At 56.8% G+C, this 16715-nt stretch carries 16 protein-coding genes; 11 read left to right on the forward strand and 5 right to left on the reverse strand.

Annotated elements, in window-relative coordinates; all coding sequences use genetic code 11:
* The first annotated feature begins 456 nt into the window (after nt 1-456).
* The 4 genes from B2828_RS01040 (at nt 457) to B2828_RS01055 (ending at nt 3005) form a co-directional block, all read left to right on the forward strand.
* On the forward strand, nt 457-1215 hold the full coding sequence (locus B2828_RS01040; protein WP_479631818.1) for a nuclease-related domain-containing protein: 759 nt from the start codon (nt 457-459) through the stop codon (nt 1213-1215).
* Between the two features lie 48 nt (nt 1216-1263).
* Nucleotides 1264-1632, forward strand: a complete 369-nt coding sequence (locus B2828_RS01045) for a hypothetical protein (RefSeq protein WP_479631819.1) — start codon at nt 1264-1266, stop codon at nt 1630-1632.
* 162 nt (nt 1633-1794) lie between these two features.
* Complete coding sequence (locus B2828_RS01050; RefSeq protein WP_479631820.1) at nt 1795-2460, forward strand: hypothetical protein; 666 nt, start codon at nt 1795-1797, stop codon at nt 2458-2460.
* A 14-nt stretch (nt 2461-2474) separates the two neighbouring features.
* Nucleotides 2475-3005 carry a hypothetical protein gene (locus B2828_RS01055; protein WP_479631821.1) on the forward strand — a complete coding sequence of 177 codons (531 nt, stop codon included), beginning with the start codon at nt 2475-2477 and terminating at the stop codon, nt 3003-3005.
* A 58-nt stretch (nt 3006-3063) separates the two neighbouring features.
* Here B2828_RS01055 and B2828_RS01060 read toward each other — a convergent pair whose 3' ends face one another.
* Nucleotides 3064-3336, reverse strand: a complete 273-nt coding sequence (locus B2828_RS01060; RefSeq protein WP_479631822.1) for a hypothetical protein — start codon at nt 3334-3336, stop codon at nt 3064-3066.
* Nucleotides 3337-3452: 116 nt separating this feature from the next.
* Here B2828_RS01060 and B2828_RS01065 point away from each other — a divergent pair, with 116 nt between their 5' ends.
* From B2828_RS01065 to B2828_RS01090, 6 genes are all read left to right on the forward strand, one after another.
* Nucleotides 3453-3737 carry a hypothetical protein gene (locus B2828_RS01065; protein ID WP_479631823.1) on the forward strand — a complete coding sequence of 95 codons (285 nt, stop codon included), beginning with the start codon at nt 3453-3455 and terminating at the stop codon, nt 3735-3737.
* A gap of 700 nt (nt 3738-4437) precedes the next feature.
* Nucleotides 4438-5028 carry a hypothetical protein gene (locus B2828_RS01070; protein WP_479631824.1) on the forward strand — a complete coding sequence of 197 codons (591 nt, stop codon included), beginning with the start codon at nt 4438-4440 and terminating at the stop codon, nt 5026-5028.
* Entirely contained in the window at nt 5025-5678 is a 654-nt protein-coding gene (locus B2828_RS01075; protein ID WP_479631825.1) for a hypothetical protein, read from the forward strand. The genes B2828_RS01070 and B2828_RS01075 overlap by 4 nt, the downstream gene beginning before the upstream one ends.
* Before the next feature lie 141 nt (nt 5679-5819).
* Nucleotides 5820-6710, forward strand: coding sequence for a TraM recognition domain-containing protein (locus B2828_RS01080; protein ID WP_479631852.1), 891 nt, complete (start codon nt 5820-5822; stop codon nt 6708-6710).
* 1021 nt (nt 6711-7731) lie between these two features.
* The gene (locus B2828_RS01085) at nt 7732-8043 is read left to right on the forward strand and encodes a hypothetical protein (protein WP_479631826.1); all 312 of its coding nucleotides are present in this window, start codon (nt 7732-7734) and stop codon (nt 8041-8043) included.
* Nucleotides 8044-8344: 301 nt separating this feature from the next.
* Entirely contained in the window at nt 8345-10615 is a 2271-nt protein-coding gene (locus tag B2828_RS01090; RefSeq protein WP_479631827.1) for a hypothetical protein, read from the forward strand.
* 415 nt (nt 10616-11030) lie between these two features.
* Here the strand turns inward: B2828_RS01090 and B2828_RS01095 are convergent, their stop codons facing one another.
* Together B2828_RS01095 and B2828_RS01100 are read right to left on the reverse strand one after the other, a co-directional pair.
* Complete coding sequence (locus B2828_RS01095; protein WP_479631828.1) at nt 11031-11489, reverse strand: PaaI family thioesterase; 459 nt, start codon at nt 11487-11489, stop codon at nt 11031-11033.
* On the reverse strand, nt 11473-11907 hold the full coding sequence (locus B2828_RS01100) for a NifB/NifX family molybdenum-iron cluster-binding protein (protein WP_479631829.1): 435 nt from the start codon (nt 11905-11907) through the stop codon (nt 11473-11475). Before B2828_RS01100 ends, B2828_RS01095 begins: the two co-directional genes overlap by 17 nt.
* Before the next feature lie 87 nt (nt 11908-11994).
* On the opposite strand from B2828_RS01100, the gene B2828_RS01105 reads away from it, so the two are divergent.
* Nucleotides 11995-12303, forward strand: coding sequence for a DUF134 domain-containing protein (locus tag B2828_RS01105; protein ID WP_479631830.1), 309 nt, complete (start codon nt 11995-11997; stop codon nt 12301-12303).
* Here the strand turns inward: B2828_RS01105 and B2828_RS01110 are convergent.
* Together B2828_RS01110 and B2828_RS01115 are read right to left on the reverse strand one after the other, a co-directional pair.
* Nucleotides 12300-15638 (reverse strand): efflux RND transporter permease subunit, encoded by a 3339-nt coding sequence (locus B2828_RS01110; protein ID WP_479631831.1) that lies wholly within the window; start codon nt 15636-15638, stop codon nt 12300-12302. The two genes, B2828_RS01105 and B2828_RS01110, sit on opposite strands and share 4 nt — an antisense overlap.
* Complete coding sequence (locus tag B2828_RS01115; RefSeq protein ID WP_479631832.1) at nt 15635-16693, reverse strand: efflux RND transporter periplasmic adaptor subunit; 1059 nt, start codon at nt 16691-16693, stop codon at nt 15635-15637. Before B2828_RS01115 ends, B2828_RS01110 begins: the two co-directional genes overlap by 4 nt.
* Nucleotides 16694-16715 lie beyond the last annotated feature (22 nt).

The raw sequence follows: 16715 nt of genomic DNA on the forward strand, positions 1-16715 counted from the left end.
CCTCTTTTCGAGACTTCAGCAAGCATCATTTGATGGGGATTGACGTCAGATTTCGCCACTTCATTTTTTGGATGCAGTCAGCAGAAGTGATAACAAAACTGTTCTCTTTTAACCGCATCTCGCGACGCATTGGTAAAAGTTTACGCCCCTGCTGGACTGATATCTGCAATCCCCTCCCCCTAAGAAAACGAAGCTTTTTTTGACACAAAAAGGATATGAAATTTGCGTCAACCAGCCGCGAAATTCCTGGCGTGAGGGGGATAAGCATGGTTCGTGGATGGAATCTCGAATTCCCGAGCCGCTGCAAAACAAAAATCGAAATTTCCATACCACCCCGAGGTGTGCTCCGAAGCTAAGGATGGGAGTGATGGTCGTCGCCGCCGGTGCCAACTGTTTCGCACTGAACTCCCGGACTCTGGCGAGCGTCCGACTTTGTCCAAAATATAAAGCCGTACATTGTTACGGCCTACCTGGAATGCCCTTTTTGGCTTGCCGCCGCAAGTAGGATCGACGCATTCTTTTGACGACTCGATGTTTTTAAGCCTGTTCAAAGGATGGTTCGGTGAAAAAGCAGCTACATTTGGGATGTGGCTCAGGCTGGATGCGCGCATTTACCAACGTATCGATAATGTCATTGTTCCTACCGCAAACGGCACAACTCAGGTAGATCATATTCTCGTCTCCCCGTTTGGAATATTCGTTATCGAGACAAAAAATATGGATGGGTGGATCTTTGGAAATGAGCGCCAGGATAAGTGGACGCAGGTAATTTTTGGAAAGAAATACCAGTTCCAAAACCCGCTTCACCAAAACTACCGTCACACAAAATCGTTGTCGGATTACCTCGGGCTGAACCACGACGTCTTCCGTTCCGTCGTATTTTTCATTGGCGATTGCGAATTCAAAACACCGCTACCAGCGAATGTTTTGACGCGTGGGCTTGCCAGTTACGTCCAGGGATTCCACGGCGCGTGTCTATCAGACGAGGAGGTCAACCGCATTTTTAGCCGGATCAATGCGTTGAAACAATTACGCACGTTTGCCTCCGGAGCCCAGCATGTTCACCAGTTGCACGCGAGGTATAATTCCAATTCAACATGCCCGAAATGCGGTTCTCCGCTCGCAAGACGGAGTGCCAAAAAAGGGAAATACGCAGGCCAAGAGTTCTTGGGATGTACTGCTTATCCGAAGTGCCGTTACATTCGTAATTTATAACTCGCACCTCCTCCGTACGTCACAAAAACTCGCGGGTATCTGCGATGTATGTTGCCCGTTTTCACGATTTCCGAGGAGGATCTCCGTCAGTTTCCGCCGCTCAAAAATACTGACTTTCGCATCATCCCGCGCGGGTGGATGGAGCTGATTTACGACTTCGGATTGGACTTGGCGCGGTTCGATCAGCGGCACGGAACGGAGACGAAGGTGATGCGTTTCTACGAATGCCAGCAGCGCCTGCTGGTGATTTGCCGCACAACTGCGTTGGCTCCTTTGGCTGATGAAATCTTTGCTCGATGCGAGGAACTCGAGGTTGCATCGCGTGTAACGTGCTCCGTTTGCGGACGGTCCGGAGGACGGGTGGCGCGTCGGGCGAAGCATCCTTTTCGTACGATTCTTTGCGACCATTGCCGCTAAAAAGGTATCTCAGAAGCGTGTGAACTCTCTCAACAAATGTGGATACCCTACGACTTATACCGCCTCTCGCGGGGGCCAAGGTGGCTCCCAATATACCCTGTTGCCCCTATCACGCTCTGCGTTTTCTTGGCCTGGACATGTGGAAAAATGACGGCTGTTTGTTTGGGAACCGCGTTCTGGTTGAGCCGGTTCGTGTTCAAGAAGGCGCGCTCGTATTGGGAATTCAGGCGCCGGAAAGGCTGTAAAAAGCGGTCACGAAAGCTGGTGGAGGCGTCCACAATGAATGAAAAGCGGACCGGTTCCCGGGCATCCTCCGGGCGCTCTCCGTCCCGAAAAGCTTCGCGAAAATCGGCTGATCCAGGTATCGATAGGACGCCGGAGCAGATGCGGGATTTCGAGATTTTGCGCGAGAACTGCATCGAGAATCTGGAAATCTTGCGCCACCACGAGGACTATCTTTCGCGCTGTTTCTACGCGGCTGCCGTGTGGGTAATGTCGGAACCGCACGAGGAAGATGTCGAGGAGGTCATCGTGGAAATCGCCGACGCGACCGAGGCTTTGGGCGCGCTGCTTCCTCATTCGCGGCAATGGACGGAACTGAATGCGGAGGTGCTGGCGTACACTCGCCCGGCCCGCGCGTTGGAGAATCCAGACGTTAAAGGCGAGTGGCAAAAGCGCGGTCGCAAGTCGAGCCTTCGCGAGGTGTTGAAGGCGGTGACGTTTGTCCTGATGCTCTACAAAGAGCTCATCGCCATTGCCGAAAGCAAGCCATCCCACCTCGAAAAAGAACCGACGGATTGGGTGGGATTTGCGTTTGGTATCTTCTGAAATAACCCACGCCTATGCCCTATTTTTACGGACACGACAACGGCGACGACGACCCGAATTCCTCCCCTTGGGAGGACGAAGCCAATGCGGAAGATTTCCGCCGAGACATGCAAAAACTCGCCTTAAGTTGCCGGAAATACTATCGGGAAACGATCAACCTTCTGGACAAATTGAACGATGCTCAAAGCTTCATTTTGTATTTGCTCATCTCCGGGAATCGGGATGAACGGGCTATCGAAGTGAAGTCCGATCTGAAACGAGCGCTCGATTTTTTCCAGCTTTTCACGCTTGGAACCCCCTGCTCGATCCGGATTGATCCTGGGTTCCAGGACATCGTCGACCGCGCTCTCAAACTCGATTGCTACGACAAGAAAGCTTGGTTTGAGCGGGGATATTCGACCAGCCTGACGGTCCTTTTCAACGCACTTTCGATGTGCGAACGTGTGCTTGATACCATCCTCGCGTGCGCGAGATCGGGTGAGCAAAACTTCCTGGCCAGACAAGAACACAAATGGTTCCGAATGCTTTTTCATGTCGATAAATAGACGCGATATCGCCCGGGAACACGCGGACGCATTCTTCCGGGATGGACGGCACGCTGACCTACTCGCTATCGCGAAACACGCGTCGGATGAGCGGTGGGTTGCGATTTGCGAGAAGGAAATCGGCCGTCGTTTGAGTCATCTTCGCGGCGACACCTGGCAGAACGCGCATGATGAAATCATGCGGCGCTTGCGTGAGAAAACCGGATTTTCGCCGGAAAAGTAGGCGCGATTTGGACGAAAGAGAGGCCGCGCTTCCTCGCCGATGGCCGGTTTTGCAGATGAGTTTTCTGCTCAATTTTAAGGATTGCCATGCCAAAATGACGGCGGGCACGCGCTATTTTCCCCCAGAAAGTTCCTCGAAAAACTGCCCGGCGCGGCCTGTTTTTGGTCCGAATCCCGGCCCGAACACCTAATAAAACTGAGCGAAAGGCTTCGGGTATCTCGGGAATGAAGCCTGCATTTTCTCTTGGGAAAGTTGTCTCCACTCCCCGCGCTTGGGATTTTCTGAACTCCGCTCCCGTGGACATTGCGATTCTATTGGCGCGTCACCAGAGCGGGGATTGTTGCGACGAAGGCGGCCTCTCCGCCGACGATATCTTGGCGAATCTCGATGCCATTTTGAGCGGCGAAGGGCGGATTTTTTCGAGCTACGACATCGGCAGTCAGCGCATCTGGGTTATCACCGAGGCTGACCGAAGCGTGACGACCGTCATGCTTCCGGAGGACTATTGACCCCCCAGGCTGCTTTCCTTGTTAGGATTCTGGCAAAACCGCGCACCCTAAACAGGGGTTTACTCTGTCGGAGGCGGGTTTTGTGTTCAGGGTTTTTGCAATGCATTCGAGCGGAAGCGGCTGTGCCCTGTTAGGATTTAGCAATGGCATAATCCTATTTGCCTGCGTTTTCAGAGTAGTACTCGATCTTTGGATTCTTGGGTGCGAAGCCCATTACCCCGCTAAGATGCCGTCCCCTGGTTAGGATTTTGGCAGCCGACGCCTTTTTTTCTGCCCCTTTTATCTGTGAAGCGGGGTCTTAGAATTCTGCTTCTCGGGGGTTATTCTTTCGCGCATTTGCGTCTCCCGGTTACGATTTCATTTCTCGGCACCCTTTTTCCGCCCTCGTTAATCTGTAAAATTGTCTTTTACGATTCTGCTTGATGAAGGATGGATGCCGAATAGCGGGGGCAAATTCAAAGGAGAATTCTAACCCCGCCTAGGATTCAGGACAATCGCGCACTTTTACTCTGTTGATGCAGCTTCTTCGCGTAACGTGACTAAGAGCCCACCAAACGGCGGACGGAAGAGTATTACTAATTCAAACGGAAATCGGGGAATGTGATTTTTGGGAGGGTGTTGCGCGTCCGAATTTGCGTTCCGGTATCTGCCGTCATGATGATTATTGAAGCTTTGACTACCGGCAAAGGGAGAGAAGGAAGTGCTCGCTAAATTCAGTGTCCCGCTCGTCGGGACGGCGACGGATCACGCACTGCGCATCGGCGAACTCGATTCACTTTTGGAATCCCGGCCTGAACGTTTACTGCTCGTTTTGACGGGCTCTGGAGGGCTCCAACCGGACGCGGTTATGGCTTACCTCGACCTTCTCTCCCGGGCCGAATGTGAAATCGTCGTCGTTAGTTATAGCAGCTTGTATGGCGCTGATTTTGCTCTCTGGCTTGGGGCCGGGCCGGTCCGCGAGATCCGGCCGAGCGCGTGGGTGTATGTCCCGGGGGCAGACTCCAAACCGGATGGCGAGGTTGCCGGGGGATGCGCCGCTGAAATGTTGCGCCCCCCGACCCGACTGTGGGATTATCAAAGTTGCTTGGATATCATTTCCGAGCACGTCGCGCTGGACATGGTTCTCAACCGGCGGCTTTCCGTGGACGACCTCCGGGAGTTGCTTCTGCTGCCATCCGACGACCTCGACCGGATTCTTCCTGCAGGTGAGGTCGATAAACACCCGCTGCCGGAACAAAGTCGAATCCAGCCCCCAACGCCGAAGAGCGAACCTGGGGACGACCTCCTATGAAAAACACGCCCTCCCAGATTAGCGAAACCTTTGCCGACTTGTCCGTAAACCTGGGCGGGTTGACGTTGCCGCTGGATACGCTTTGCGGCGGAATCCTTGTCACCGGCGCGACGGGTTCGGGCAAGACGGTTTCGGTCATCAACAATTTTGCGGGCCAATTTGCTACCCTCGCCATGGAAGACGCGCGGCGCAAACCGGCGATATTCTATTTCACGGTGAAGGGAGCGCCACATCGGGATTTCATAAAGTCGTTGCCGCCGGCGCGAAGGAAAGACGTGATTCACCTCTCCGCCTCCGACGAGTGTTCATGGGGGCTTGGCCTCTTTCCGTCCGCGAATTGGCCGTCCCAGGACGCGCTTGAATCCGCCGTGCCGCAATTCATCGAGACCTTGGCGGAACACCTTTCGGATGCGATGGGAGCGACCCGGCATGACCCGTTCTGGGACCGGCAGCGGGCTCGGATTCTGCGCGAACTCGCATCGCTGCACCCAGACCGCTGGTTATCCAAAACGGCGATACTCCCGGAGGTGGTTCCACTTCACCATGAGGACGCACTGGTTCGCCTACTGCATCGGCTGACTGCTTTCTTCGACCACGCCGGAGGAAATCGACGGGATGGCACCTCGAAGTACTGCGACGTGGTCGCCTGATTGCGCGAAGCTGGGTTTGGAACCGAGGCCGATCTCGACGCAGCGGAAAAACTGGCGAGACAATATGCGAATACGGAACCGCCTCTCTGGCCGCAGCAAGACCACCAGAAAATCGCAGCCCTCATGCGGCTGTCCGGCGAAATGGCAAAGCAGGCCCGGAATGCGTTGCAGACCCCCACAAAATCATCGGTGCTGGATCAATTCGCGACGACTTTGGATGCGGAGAGCGGTGAACGTTTGCGCCGACTTGTTAGCGAGTACTTTGCGATCCCAGAAACGACGCGCGGCTGCATCGCCACGGACCTCCGTGGGGTGGTTGAGACATTCACGGGACCGCTGGGGAATCTCGTTCTCGCTCAACGCAAACGGACGACCACGTTGGACGAGGTCATCCATCGCGGGCTGATCCTCGTTATCGACCTGCCATTGGGGGACTCGGGCAACGCGACGTTGCCGGCGCTCGTGGCCATCAAACTCGCGTTATTCGACCGCTTGCTGGGCCGTCTTTCGGCTCGCTGTGGCGGACGACCGCTGAGTCGCCGACCGGTGGCCGTCTTCGTTGATGAGTTCCATTGCCTAGCCAGCCGGGGACGCTTGGGCGGCGAGGATCATTTCCTAGCACGTTGCCGAGAGTTCGGGGTGGTCAATATCTTGGCTACGCAATCGCTCTCGTTATTGGCGGGCGCACTCCGGGACTTGGACAAGCTGCACGCGTTGGTGGCGAATTGCCGCACACGGGTCTTCGGCTCCAACTCCGATCCCGCGACTAACAACCTAGCTTCTGGATTCTGCGGAACAAGCAATGGCACCCCGATTCAACGGGCGCGAATCTGGCACGAAAGCGAGGCGCTCCGACGCGCCGTCAGCGACTCAAACGGCGAGGAACGGTTGCTCGTCGAACCGCACCGATTTGCGGACCTGCGAACCGGGCAGTTCTACGTCGCCACACCATCGCGCGGGGTCTATCGACTGGACCTCAACTTCCGATTAGCGAAGCCGCTTTTGAAGGTACTCCGGCCACCTGCGGTATAACAAAACCAGGCTGCAACCGGATTTTTGCACCACGGTATCTGATGGATGCTCGTCCTATTTGTATGCCTCGCAGTTGGCGGGTTGGTGTGCTTTCTAGCCCGGGTGCGCCGCCGACGGCATGGCTTGGCCGGCATGCCGTTTATGCTCGGGGCACGGCACGGCCAGGTAGGCCCCGGAACCAATAAAGACCCGACCGGAGGAAGCGAACGCCCAACCGATGACCATCCCGGCAAGTCGTCGGACCAGGCGGCCTCGCCCATGGGTATCTTCAGCGTGTCCGATTCGCTCGACAGCCTTCGCGCCAGATATCCGCTCCTCCGCGACGCTTCGATCTGCATCAGCCAGGGGTGGGGATCACTCCTCGAAGGGTTCGCTCAGTCGGTTACCGGCTACGCTCACCGCCACGGGCTACAAGGACTGCGCCTCAAGGAGGTCAATTCCAAGGGCGGGTGCATTTCCATCGTTCTCTCGGGCGATTACCCCGTTTCGCCGCCGCACAGCCGCGCTCTTCGTCGAATCGCACGGTTAGCGGAAAGGGAGAGCGCGAAAACCTGCGAGCTTTGCGGCGCCCCGGGCCACAGGCACCGAATTCGTAACCGGCTCTCGACGGTTTGCGAGAAATGCGCCAGGAAGTCCAGCAAGACGGGGAGAACGCAATTCGCACACGATGAACCAGGTGACCGAAAAAACGCGCCTGCAGAGCCTACAAGGACGCCAAGCGTAGCATACCCGACGCTCTGTCCTGTTCCACTGCGAAAATGGCGCATATTCGCCGACGCCTGGTTCGCAGACAATCTCCCGGAGAGATATGGTCAGCACCTCGAAAAACTGGGTCGCGATGTGACAGAGAGCCTACCATTCTCGGACGGAGACCTCTGCGAAGTCCGGTATGATGACAACCACCTACTCCTCGTTTTCGGAGACATTTCACCGATGCTCATAGCAACGCTCGACGAACTCGATGATTCCTTAATGCGCGCCGGACTGCCACCGGCGCAACGAACAACACTGAATTAGCACCATGAGCCAACGCACCCTTTCCATCTCCGACCGTGAGACTTTGCAACTGCTTCCCCTGTACGCCAACGCGACGATTACCGGGGCCGTGCCCTACGCGTACTATCATCACCTCCTCGATTTGGCCCTTGATGTTTGGCGGTTATCAAAGGTTCACTCCTATGGCCTGGAAAGCGTGGCTTTCGAGGACGGGAGGCTGTGCTTCGCCTTTGACGCCCCTGTCCCGCTACGCCTTGTCAACGCACTGAACACTCTCGACGATGAACTCGAACGCAACCATCTCCGACGCTCAACAGTGACGCTACTCGAATACTGACAGGGGTTGCAGTTATTCGAGTCAGCTAGCCACTTTGATATGACTTTGGCGAATTCAGCATAGCTAGCAAACTCAATTCCAACTTGCGCGGCATGGAGGCCGCAACCATAATCGGTGCGTGAAATCGGTTCACATCAAGAGCAGGTGCAGTCTCGCCACAGGAACTCTCCTTCACGTCGCGTTTTTTCTGCTTTGCGCGTCGGCTCTCTGCAAATCTCAGCCTGGCCAAGCGTTCCCATCGCCTCCTTTTCAACGCACCCCCTGGCATGCTCCGGCGGATGAACCAGAGGCCAGCTTACCTTTGCCGAAAGAGCTTGCGGGTGTTTTCGACGACCTTTTCCAAAATGGATTGGCTGATCCGCGTGGGTGCGATTACCGCGAAATTGAAGTGCGCGTTGGCTGCGGTCCCTGGGTGTTTGAAAAGAACGTGAAGGATGTTTGCAAAACAGCCGGGTGGGTTATCCCGCCTCCAAAGACATCTTCCGCAAAAGCGCAACCCGATGCGCCGCAATACGCCATTGCTTGGAACGGTCTGGTTTATCCCGTCCTTTCCGTTGGGGAATCTGCCGACCCGGGGGCTGATATGGAGGCCGCGCTCCAGGCGGAGCAGGACTTTGGAAAAAATGCCGGGCGGGACCACGTTTATGTCCGTGGCGAAAGAGCCGGTTCTGAGGATGAGGGGCTCTCCCGGGAGAAACTGACCGGGATTAAAGCGGCATTGCTCTGGCGGATCGGTCGCCCCGATGTAGCGGCGAAGGTTTGGAAGCAACGCCACGAGGACGGGCAGAACGAGAACCCTTGGCGGCAACTTGCGCGCCAGTGGGCATGGAGCCTCATGGACCGCGGCCTTCGCGCTCACATGCGAGGCGATGACCGGCTGGCGCGGGTCAGCTTCGAGGCGCTCGTGCCGCTTCAAAAATACATCGAAAACCAGGCGGCCGTTCACGGGGAGAAAACGCCCCCTCATCTTGATTTTCTCCCGCAGCTTCCCGAACTGGTCGCTGATGCTCGCAGGCGCGAGGCGCTGGCACCTTGGACGCCCGTCGTGCCACCCGGGCTGCCCATCGTAAAAATGGAAAATCTGCCGATGGACCGTGCAACGATCATGGCGCTAATCCGCGACTTGGAGTTGATCAAATTGCCGGTGGAGACTTCCAAAGGAGGCGTCAGTTTCATGTTCGATCCCACTGTCAACGCCCTCATCAAAGAAGGCGATGCGGCGGTCGAACCGCTTATCGATTGTCTGGAAAACGACACGCGCCTGACCCGCACGACCGACCGGGCTATTTGGGGACCGCTCAATGGCATGGTTCTGGGAGTGGTGGATCCAGCTTCCTGTGCATTGGCCACCATTTTGAAAAAATCGTTTCCGGTGGACGAAGATTCCCATTGTCGGTACGCGGCCAGCATCGGATATCTGACCGATCACAGCATGGAAACGCGCAAGCGGCTCGCCGCCGCCTATCGCGAGTATTGGCTCAAAGGCAAGGGACTCTCGGTGACGGAACGCTGGTATCAAACACTGAACGACGATAGCCGCACGCCGCAGGAATGGCTGCAAGCTCTCGAAAACATCGTTGACCCGGTCAATCGGGATCGCACTTATTCCGCCTCAGGCTTCGGCGGAGGTTGGATGATGATGCCAGTAACGAGCGGTACGGACAACGTCGCCATGAAGGGCGAACCACTGCGCGCCAAAAACAGCCCGTCGGTTTCAGAGTTGATGCTTCGGCGGATGCGCTCCCTGGCCGCAAAGCCGGACAATACTTCCGATTCACCTGGCTTCAATGAGCCTTGCCCGCTTGCGCAGGCCGCCCGGTTTGGTTTGGCCTTGGCTGACTGGGACGGCAAGGCGCATTTGAAGGAACTGCGCGATTTTACCGAAGAACTGCAACGACGGTTGGCAGCCATGCCCGGTTATCGCCGTGAGTTGGGCCAGGTGCTGCTGGGCCTCTATGTGAAACGGCTTCCTTTTGGTGAAGAAAGAGATTTTGCGGACTATGCCCAATGGATCACCCACCTTAGCCGCAAAGAGGCGAAGGAACTTGGTTGGGCAGGGATGAGCCCGCTTACCCCGCCACTCTTTGAGCCTTTTTGGAAATATCCGCAAAACCCCATCCTCCAACACGCTGCGGAGACATTGTTTGCCAAGCCTCCGGGGCCTTGGGCACCTCTGATTCAGCCGGTCCCCAAGGATTCACAAATCAATGGCTGGCTTAGCGATCTTTTCACATCCCGGCTCATTACCAACCCCAGTTTTTGCGTTGAATTACTGCGCGGCCTTTCGGACACGTCGGTTGCCGGAACAGTGGAAAGCGATGCACCCGATGGATTCAGATTTTCTGTTGAGAACGGATGGGGCCGCTGGCAACGACAAGCAAAGGGAGATCCGAGGATTGAACCCGCATTGCTGCCATCCAAAGGTGAAACACGAGATTTTCGCATTTGCGACCTCTATGCTTATGAGCTTTCGGCCAACCAGGATTTCCCCGCCTGTGAGCTTTATTGGCCGCTGCAAAAACGGGATGCTGCTATTGCGAAATGCGCAGCGAAGCTCCGAGAGATGAAGTAGCGAGCGATTGCTAACTTCCAAAAACATCCCTTGCTTGACGACCGCAAAGTGCGGAATGTTGTGTTCGGGAGAATATAAGTCAGTCGTTTTCCCGCTTCGCGGCCAGCCCCGGGAAATCCGATCTTTTGGTAATTCCTTTGATTCCACAACATCTTGTGGTTTGGTATGGGGGCGACACAAGACCAAGATAGGCGTCCGGACGAATTATCTCATTTTCTTACGCAAGCCGATTGTGCTCGCCACCACACAAGGGTGGAATCATTTAAGGAAGATCGAGGAAGAGACCTTTGGTTGAAAAAACTTGCGCTGGCCACCAGCCAGCTCAAGGTGAGCACAGCACAGCCGACTGCGACCACGGAGTCTCCCAGGGGAAGGTCGTAACGTTAGGAAGCGGCGGAACCGCCAGCGGCCATTTTCATTTGGTTTGAGGCTGTTGAATCGTCGATGTGTCCGGGATGGACATGAATTTGGCGTTGGCTGTTACAACTTTACATCCCGCCTGACGAACCTCTGCACGCAGCCGGTAAAGCCCGAGTTTGCGGGCTTCGACCCACGTCGCCACCTCCACCGGAACGTTAAGAAGCACCGGCGTGTGGTAACGTAGATTCATCTCCGCTGTGACGCCCGCGACTCCGAGCGCGAAGAGCGCGTGCACCATGGATGCATCAATCAACGTTGCCATGATGCCGCCATGGACGCGCCCGTTGTAGCTCTGATATTCCGGCGTCGGTGTCCATGTGGCGTGGGTCACCCCGGCATCGTCCGTACAGAAACTGAGCCCAAGGCCGTGCGGATTACCAGGCGCGCAGGCGAAACAATGCGTGTGCAGTCCGAAGCGAAGCGCCTCAGCCTGGGGATTAGTGGCAGTGGCCACTATGCGTTTCTCCGTGTTCGTGGCCATGTCCGGGGCAGCATTCTTTCGCGTTTGGCTGGACCAGCTTGCCTTGGGTCTGCAAGGCCACCAACTCCTCAGACGAAGCACCCGGCGTGGCGATATAGACAGGTATCCCATAAACAGTGAAAAGCTGCACGGCGCGCTGGCCAATCCCCGAGACAATGACGGCGTGAACGCCCTGCCTCCCCAGCCATTTGGGAAACGCCCCCGGCACATGCTCGGGCGCTTCCAAGTCTTGCTGTTCGAGGATATTGCCCGTGGCGCGTTCGGCATCGATGATGCGGAAATGCGAGGCTCCGCCGAAATGGGCGCAAAAGGCGCCGTTCTGGATCGGCATGGCAATTCGGATTTGATGCGCGATTGGCGATTGCTCGGGTGGAATAGATACGGAATTCATAAAGAGCATAAGCTCATAATATAACCATGATTGCAAACGAATTTGCACGGTCTTCCCATACGCTCCCCGCTGGTATAGGCTACCCACATGCCACGAACGCCCTGCCCGAGAAGAATCCAGCACTCGCCTCCTGCGCATTATTTCAAGCCTGCGGGCATTCCGTTGTGCAACCTCAAAGAGATCGAACTGGGGGCGGATGAACTGGAAGCTATGCGGCTGGCCAACTGCGAGGGACTTTACAATCAAGACGCGGCGAAGTGCATGGGCGTTTCGCGGCAAACCTTCGACCGCATCATTCGCCGGGCTCATCAAAAAACAGCCCAGGCGCTTGTCAACGGGTTTGCTTTGCGTATTGAGGTGAACAAGGCCGAGGCCGCCGATACCGAAGGTGATTAGCGTTTTCGCTCGAACCGATCATCAGCGGCTGAGACTTCCAACGCTGGCTTTGCAGTGATGGAAGGGACGGATTCTCTTTCCTGGCGAGATGCATTCGCTATATAATAGAGCACCGGAACCGCCATGCGGCTGATCAGAAGGGATGCGATTTCACCGGCCATCAAGGAAACGGCCAGCCCTTGGAAAATCGGATCGAAAAGGATTACCCCAGCGCCAACAACCACAGCGAGCGCAGTGAGGAGCATGGGCCGAAATCGGACGGCTCCGGCGTCCACAACGGCTTCTGCGAGCGGCATGCCTTCGCGCAGGCGCAATTCGATGAAATCGACCAAGATGATTGAATTTCGCACAACGATACCTGCCCCTGCCATGAAGCCGATCATCGAGGTCGCCGTAAAGAATGCCCCGAGCGCGCCGTGCGCTGGCAAAATCCCAACTAGCGAAAACGGAATGGCCGCCATGACGATGAGTGGCGTCAGAAAGGACCGGAACCAGCCGACCATCAGTACGTAGATCAGCACCAGAACTGCGGCAAACGCGGTTCCGAGATCGCGGAATACCTCGATGGTGATGTGCCACTCGCCGTCCCATTTTAGCGCAGGCTGTTCGCCCGTGAATGGCATGGCGGCGTTGAATACTTGCAACTTCGCCCCCGATCCGCCGTACGCTGCGGTATCCAGTTTCGCCAGCGCCTGGTTCATCTTGGCGATGGCGTAGACCGGGCTCTCAATAGCGCCCGCCACATCGCCAATGACGTAGGTTACGGGCATCAGGTTCTTATGATAGATGCTCTTGTCGGTGATGGTTTTCTCGATTTTGACCAGTTCGCGCAATGGGACAAGTTGCGAACCTGATGATGCTCCGGGCTCTGGGAGCGAATTGGCGTCGCCGGAACGTACGCGGAGCGCGAGAAGTTCCTCCGGCGTGACACGCGCCGAACGCGGTAATTCGAGGGTCAGATTGACGTCCTCCTTTTCACGCGGAAGATGGAGCAAATCGATGGATTCGCCCGCCACGGCGATACGCAGCGTTTGCGAAATCGTCTCTGCGCTAATGCCATTGAGCGCGGCTTTTTCCTTGTCGATAACGAACTTCGCTTTTGGCTGGTCGGCTTCGACATACCAGTCGACATCGACCACACCGTCCACGCTCTTAAAAATGTCGCGCACCTTGGAAGCCATGGCTAGCCGCGATTCCTCAGTCGGCCCGTAAATTTCCGCAACTAGCGTTTGCAGCACCGGCGGGCCGGGCGGCACTTCCGCCACGGCGACCCGGGCGCCGTATTTCGCGGCGATGGCTGCCACACGCGGGCGGACGCGCTTGGCGATGTCGTGGCTCTTCGCTTTGCGCTCGTTTTTGCCAACAAGGTTGACTTGGATATCCGCAACGTTTGCGCCACCGCGCATGAAGTAATGGCGCACGAGGCCGTTGAAATTAAACGGCGAAGCGGCTCCCACATAGACCTGGTAGTTGGTGACCTCCGGTTCCGAGCGCACCGCGGCGGCAATTTCGCGCGCGGCCTGGGCAGTCCGTTCCAGCGCGCTGCCTTCGGGCATGTTGAGGATGATCTGGAACTCGCTCTTGTTGTCAAAGGGAAGCATCTTCACCTTCACCCAGCCGATCCCAACCAACGCCATGGATCCCAGCAACAACACGGTGATGCTGGTCAGGAATGTCCAGCGCCAGGCGGTATGAGCCAAGAGCGGCGACATGATGCGCCGGTAAAAGCGCGTAAAGAAATCCTCCTCATGCTCAAAGTGGGAATGGGCTGAGGCCGCTCCCGTAGACGCAGTAGCTCCTGCCACATGCCGCAGCATCCGCACGGCGGCCCACGGCGTGACGACAAACGCGATAGCCAGCGAGAAGAACATCGCGGCACTGGAACCAATCGGGATTGGGCGCATGTAAGGCCCCATCAGCCCGCCGACGAACGCCATCGGCAGCACGGCGGCAATCACGGCGAACGTGGCAAGGATGGTCGGATTGCCGACTTCGTTGACCGCTTCCACGGCAACCTCCGAACGATTCCGCCCCTGGTTCCCCGGCAAATGAAAATGCCGCACCACGTTTTCCACCACGACGATGGCATCGTCCACCAGGATGCCGATGGAAAAGATCAGCGCAAACAGCGTGATACGATTGAGTGTGTAGCCGTAGAGATAGAAAACGAGCAAGGTGAGAGCGAGCGTTGACGGGATGGCGATGGCGACAATCCCCGATTCGCGCCAGCCGAGCGTGAGCAGAATCAAGAGCGACACGCTGAACACAGCGATCAGCATGTGGAAGAGCAGTTCGTTGGATTTCTCCGCCGCCGTCTCTGCATAGTCGCGGGTAATGGAGACCTGCACATCTGACGGGATGACAGTCCCTTTGAGCGTGTCCACCTTTCGAAGAACTTCGTGGACAACCGACACCGCATTCGTGCCGGGGCGTTTGGCCACGCTGAGCGTCACGGCCGCTTCTTCCGGCGTAGCAGCGTCGCCATAAAACACGTAGTTGGCTGGCTCCTCTGCCCCGTCCACCACATCGGCGACATCCTTCAAATAGACGGGCTTGCCAGCGTATACGCCCACGACGACGTTTCGCACATCGTCCGCATTTTGCAGAAAAGCCCCGGTTTCTACGGATACCTCACGATTCTCGCTGGTCAATCCGCCGGAAGCGTACTGGCGGTCGGCCTGCTGGATCATCGGAATCAGCCCCGCCGGGCTCAGATTGCGTGAAGCAAGCCGAGGCGGGTCGATCAGGACGCGCAGTTGCCGCCGCGCTCCACCAATCAAGTTGGTTTCCGCCACCTGCGGCACCTGTTTCACCGCGTCGTCCACCTGGGCGGCCAAGCGCCGCAAGGTCAGATGATCGTATTTCGCGCTATGGAGCGTGAGTGCGAGAACCGGCACGTCGTCAATGGAGCGCAGCTTAATCAGCGGCTGCGAAGCGCCATGAGGGATGCGGTCGAAGTTCGATTGCAACTTCTGGTTCAGCCGCACGAGGCACTCCTCGGCATTGGAGCCGACGAGAAAGCGCACGATGACGAGGCTCTGACCAGGGCTCGACGTGGAGTAGACATATTCCACACCTGGGATTTCCCACAGGAGCTTTTCCATGGGCCGCGTGACCCGTTCCTCGGCCTCCTTGGCGCTGGTCCCCGGCATGGAAACCAGCACATCCACCATCGGCACTTTGATTTGCGGCTCCTCCTCGCGAGGGAGAAGAAGCACTGCGGCGATGCCAAGCAATATCGACGTGACAATGATGAGCGGTGTCAGCTTGGAGTCAATAAACGCCTTGGCGATGCGGCCCGCCAGACCGAGCGATTCAGACGGTTGCGAGTTCATTGGGCCTGCACCTCCACGCGTTGGCCGTCCACCAGCCGGGCTACATTCTCCGTTGCCACTTGCTCGCCGTTTTCGATCCCTGAGACAACCTCAACTTCGTTGCCGAACCACTTGCCAGTTTTTACCAGACGTAGTTGCGCATGTCCCTTGTCGACTACGAAGACGATTTCCATCTGCCCCCGGCGCACCACCGCGCTTGTGGGAATGCGCAACACGGTGGTCTCGCTCACGGGAACCGCTGCACGCCCGAACTGCCCCGTTCGCAAACCGGGAGTGGATGGAAGATCCAATTTCACAAGAAAGGTGCGGCTCTGCGCATCGGCGACTGGCGTGATCTCGCTTACCGTTCCGGTGATGCTAATCGTTCCACTCTGGACAGCCAATGCTTCCCCAGGTTTTACGGAACCGATAATCGCCTCAGGCACATCGGCCTCGAAACGCAACGCACCGGGATCTTCCATCTCCAGGATCGCCTTCCACGGGGAAGCAAGGTCGCCCACGTCAGCCGATTTCTTGGTGATCACGCCTTCAAACGGAGCGACAATCGTCATATAGCCCAGAGCGGTTTCCGCTTGCGTGAGCGTGGCCTTGGCAACGCCGTTATTCGCCAAGGCCGTATCGTAGTCCGCCTGCGATGCCGCCTTGCTGGCCACCAAAGCCGTGTACCGCTGCAAACTCTTTACCGATTGCTCAAAAACAGCGCGGGCTTGATCGAGCTTCGCCTGCGCATCGCGGGTGTCCAGCCGCACCAGCACCTCGCCCCGTTTGACCTGCTGCCCCGGAACCACGAGCATTTTTTCGATACGCCCCGTGCCTTCGGGGGCAATGGCCGTTTGCAATTTCGGTCGGACCGAGCCCGTGACATCCTCGGTGGCAACATGCGGCTTGGCTTGGACGGTTTGTACGCGAATGTTTACCGGAGGAAGCTCATCGCCGCCCCCCTTTGCCAGAGGCTTTTTGTGACAAGCCCCCAACAATAACGCAAATCCGAGAGTAGCTCCGATCAGGGAAAGATGTGTCTTCATAGCCGTCGTTTCAAAGGGACCGTATTTCATTGACTATATGAGCACATACAAA

This window comes from Spartobacteria bacterium UBA695, from assembly GCA_002298145.1.
Taxonomy (GTDB): domain Bacteria; phylum Verrucomicrobiota; class Verrucomicrobiia; order Chthoniobacterales; family Chthoniobacteraceae; genus UBA695.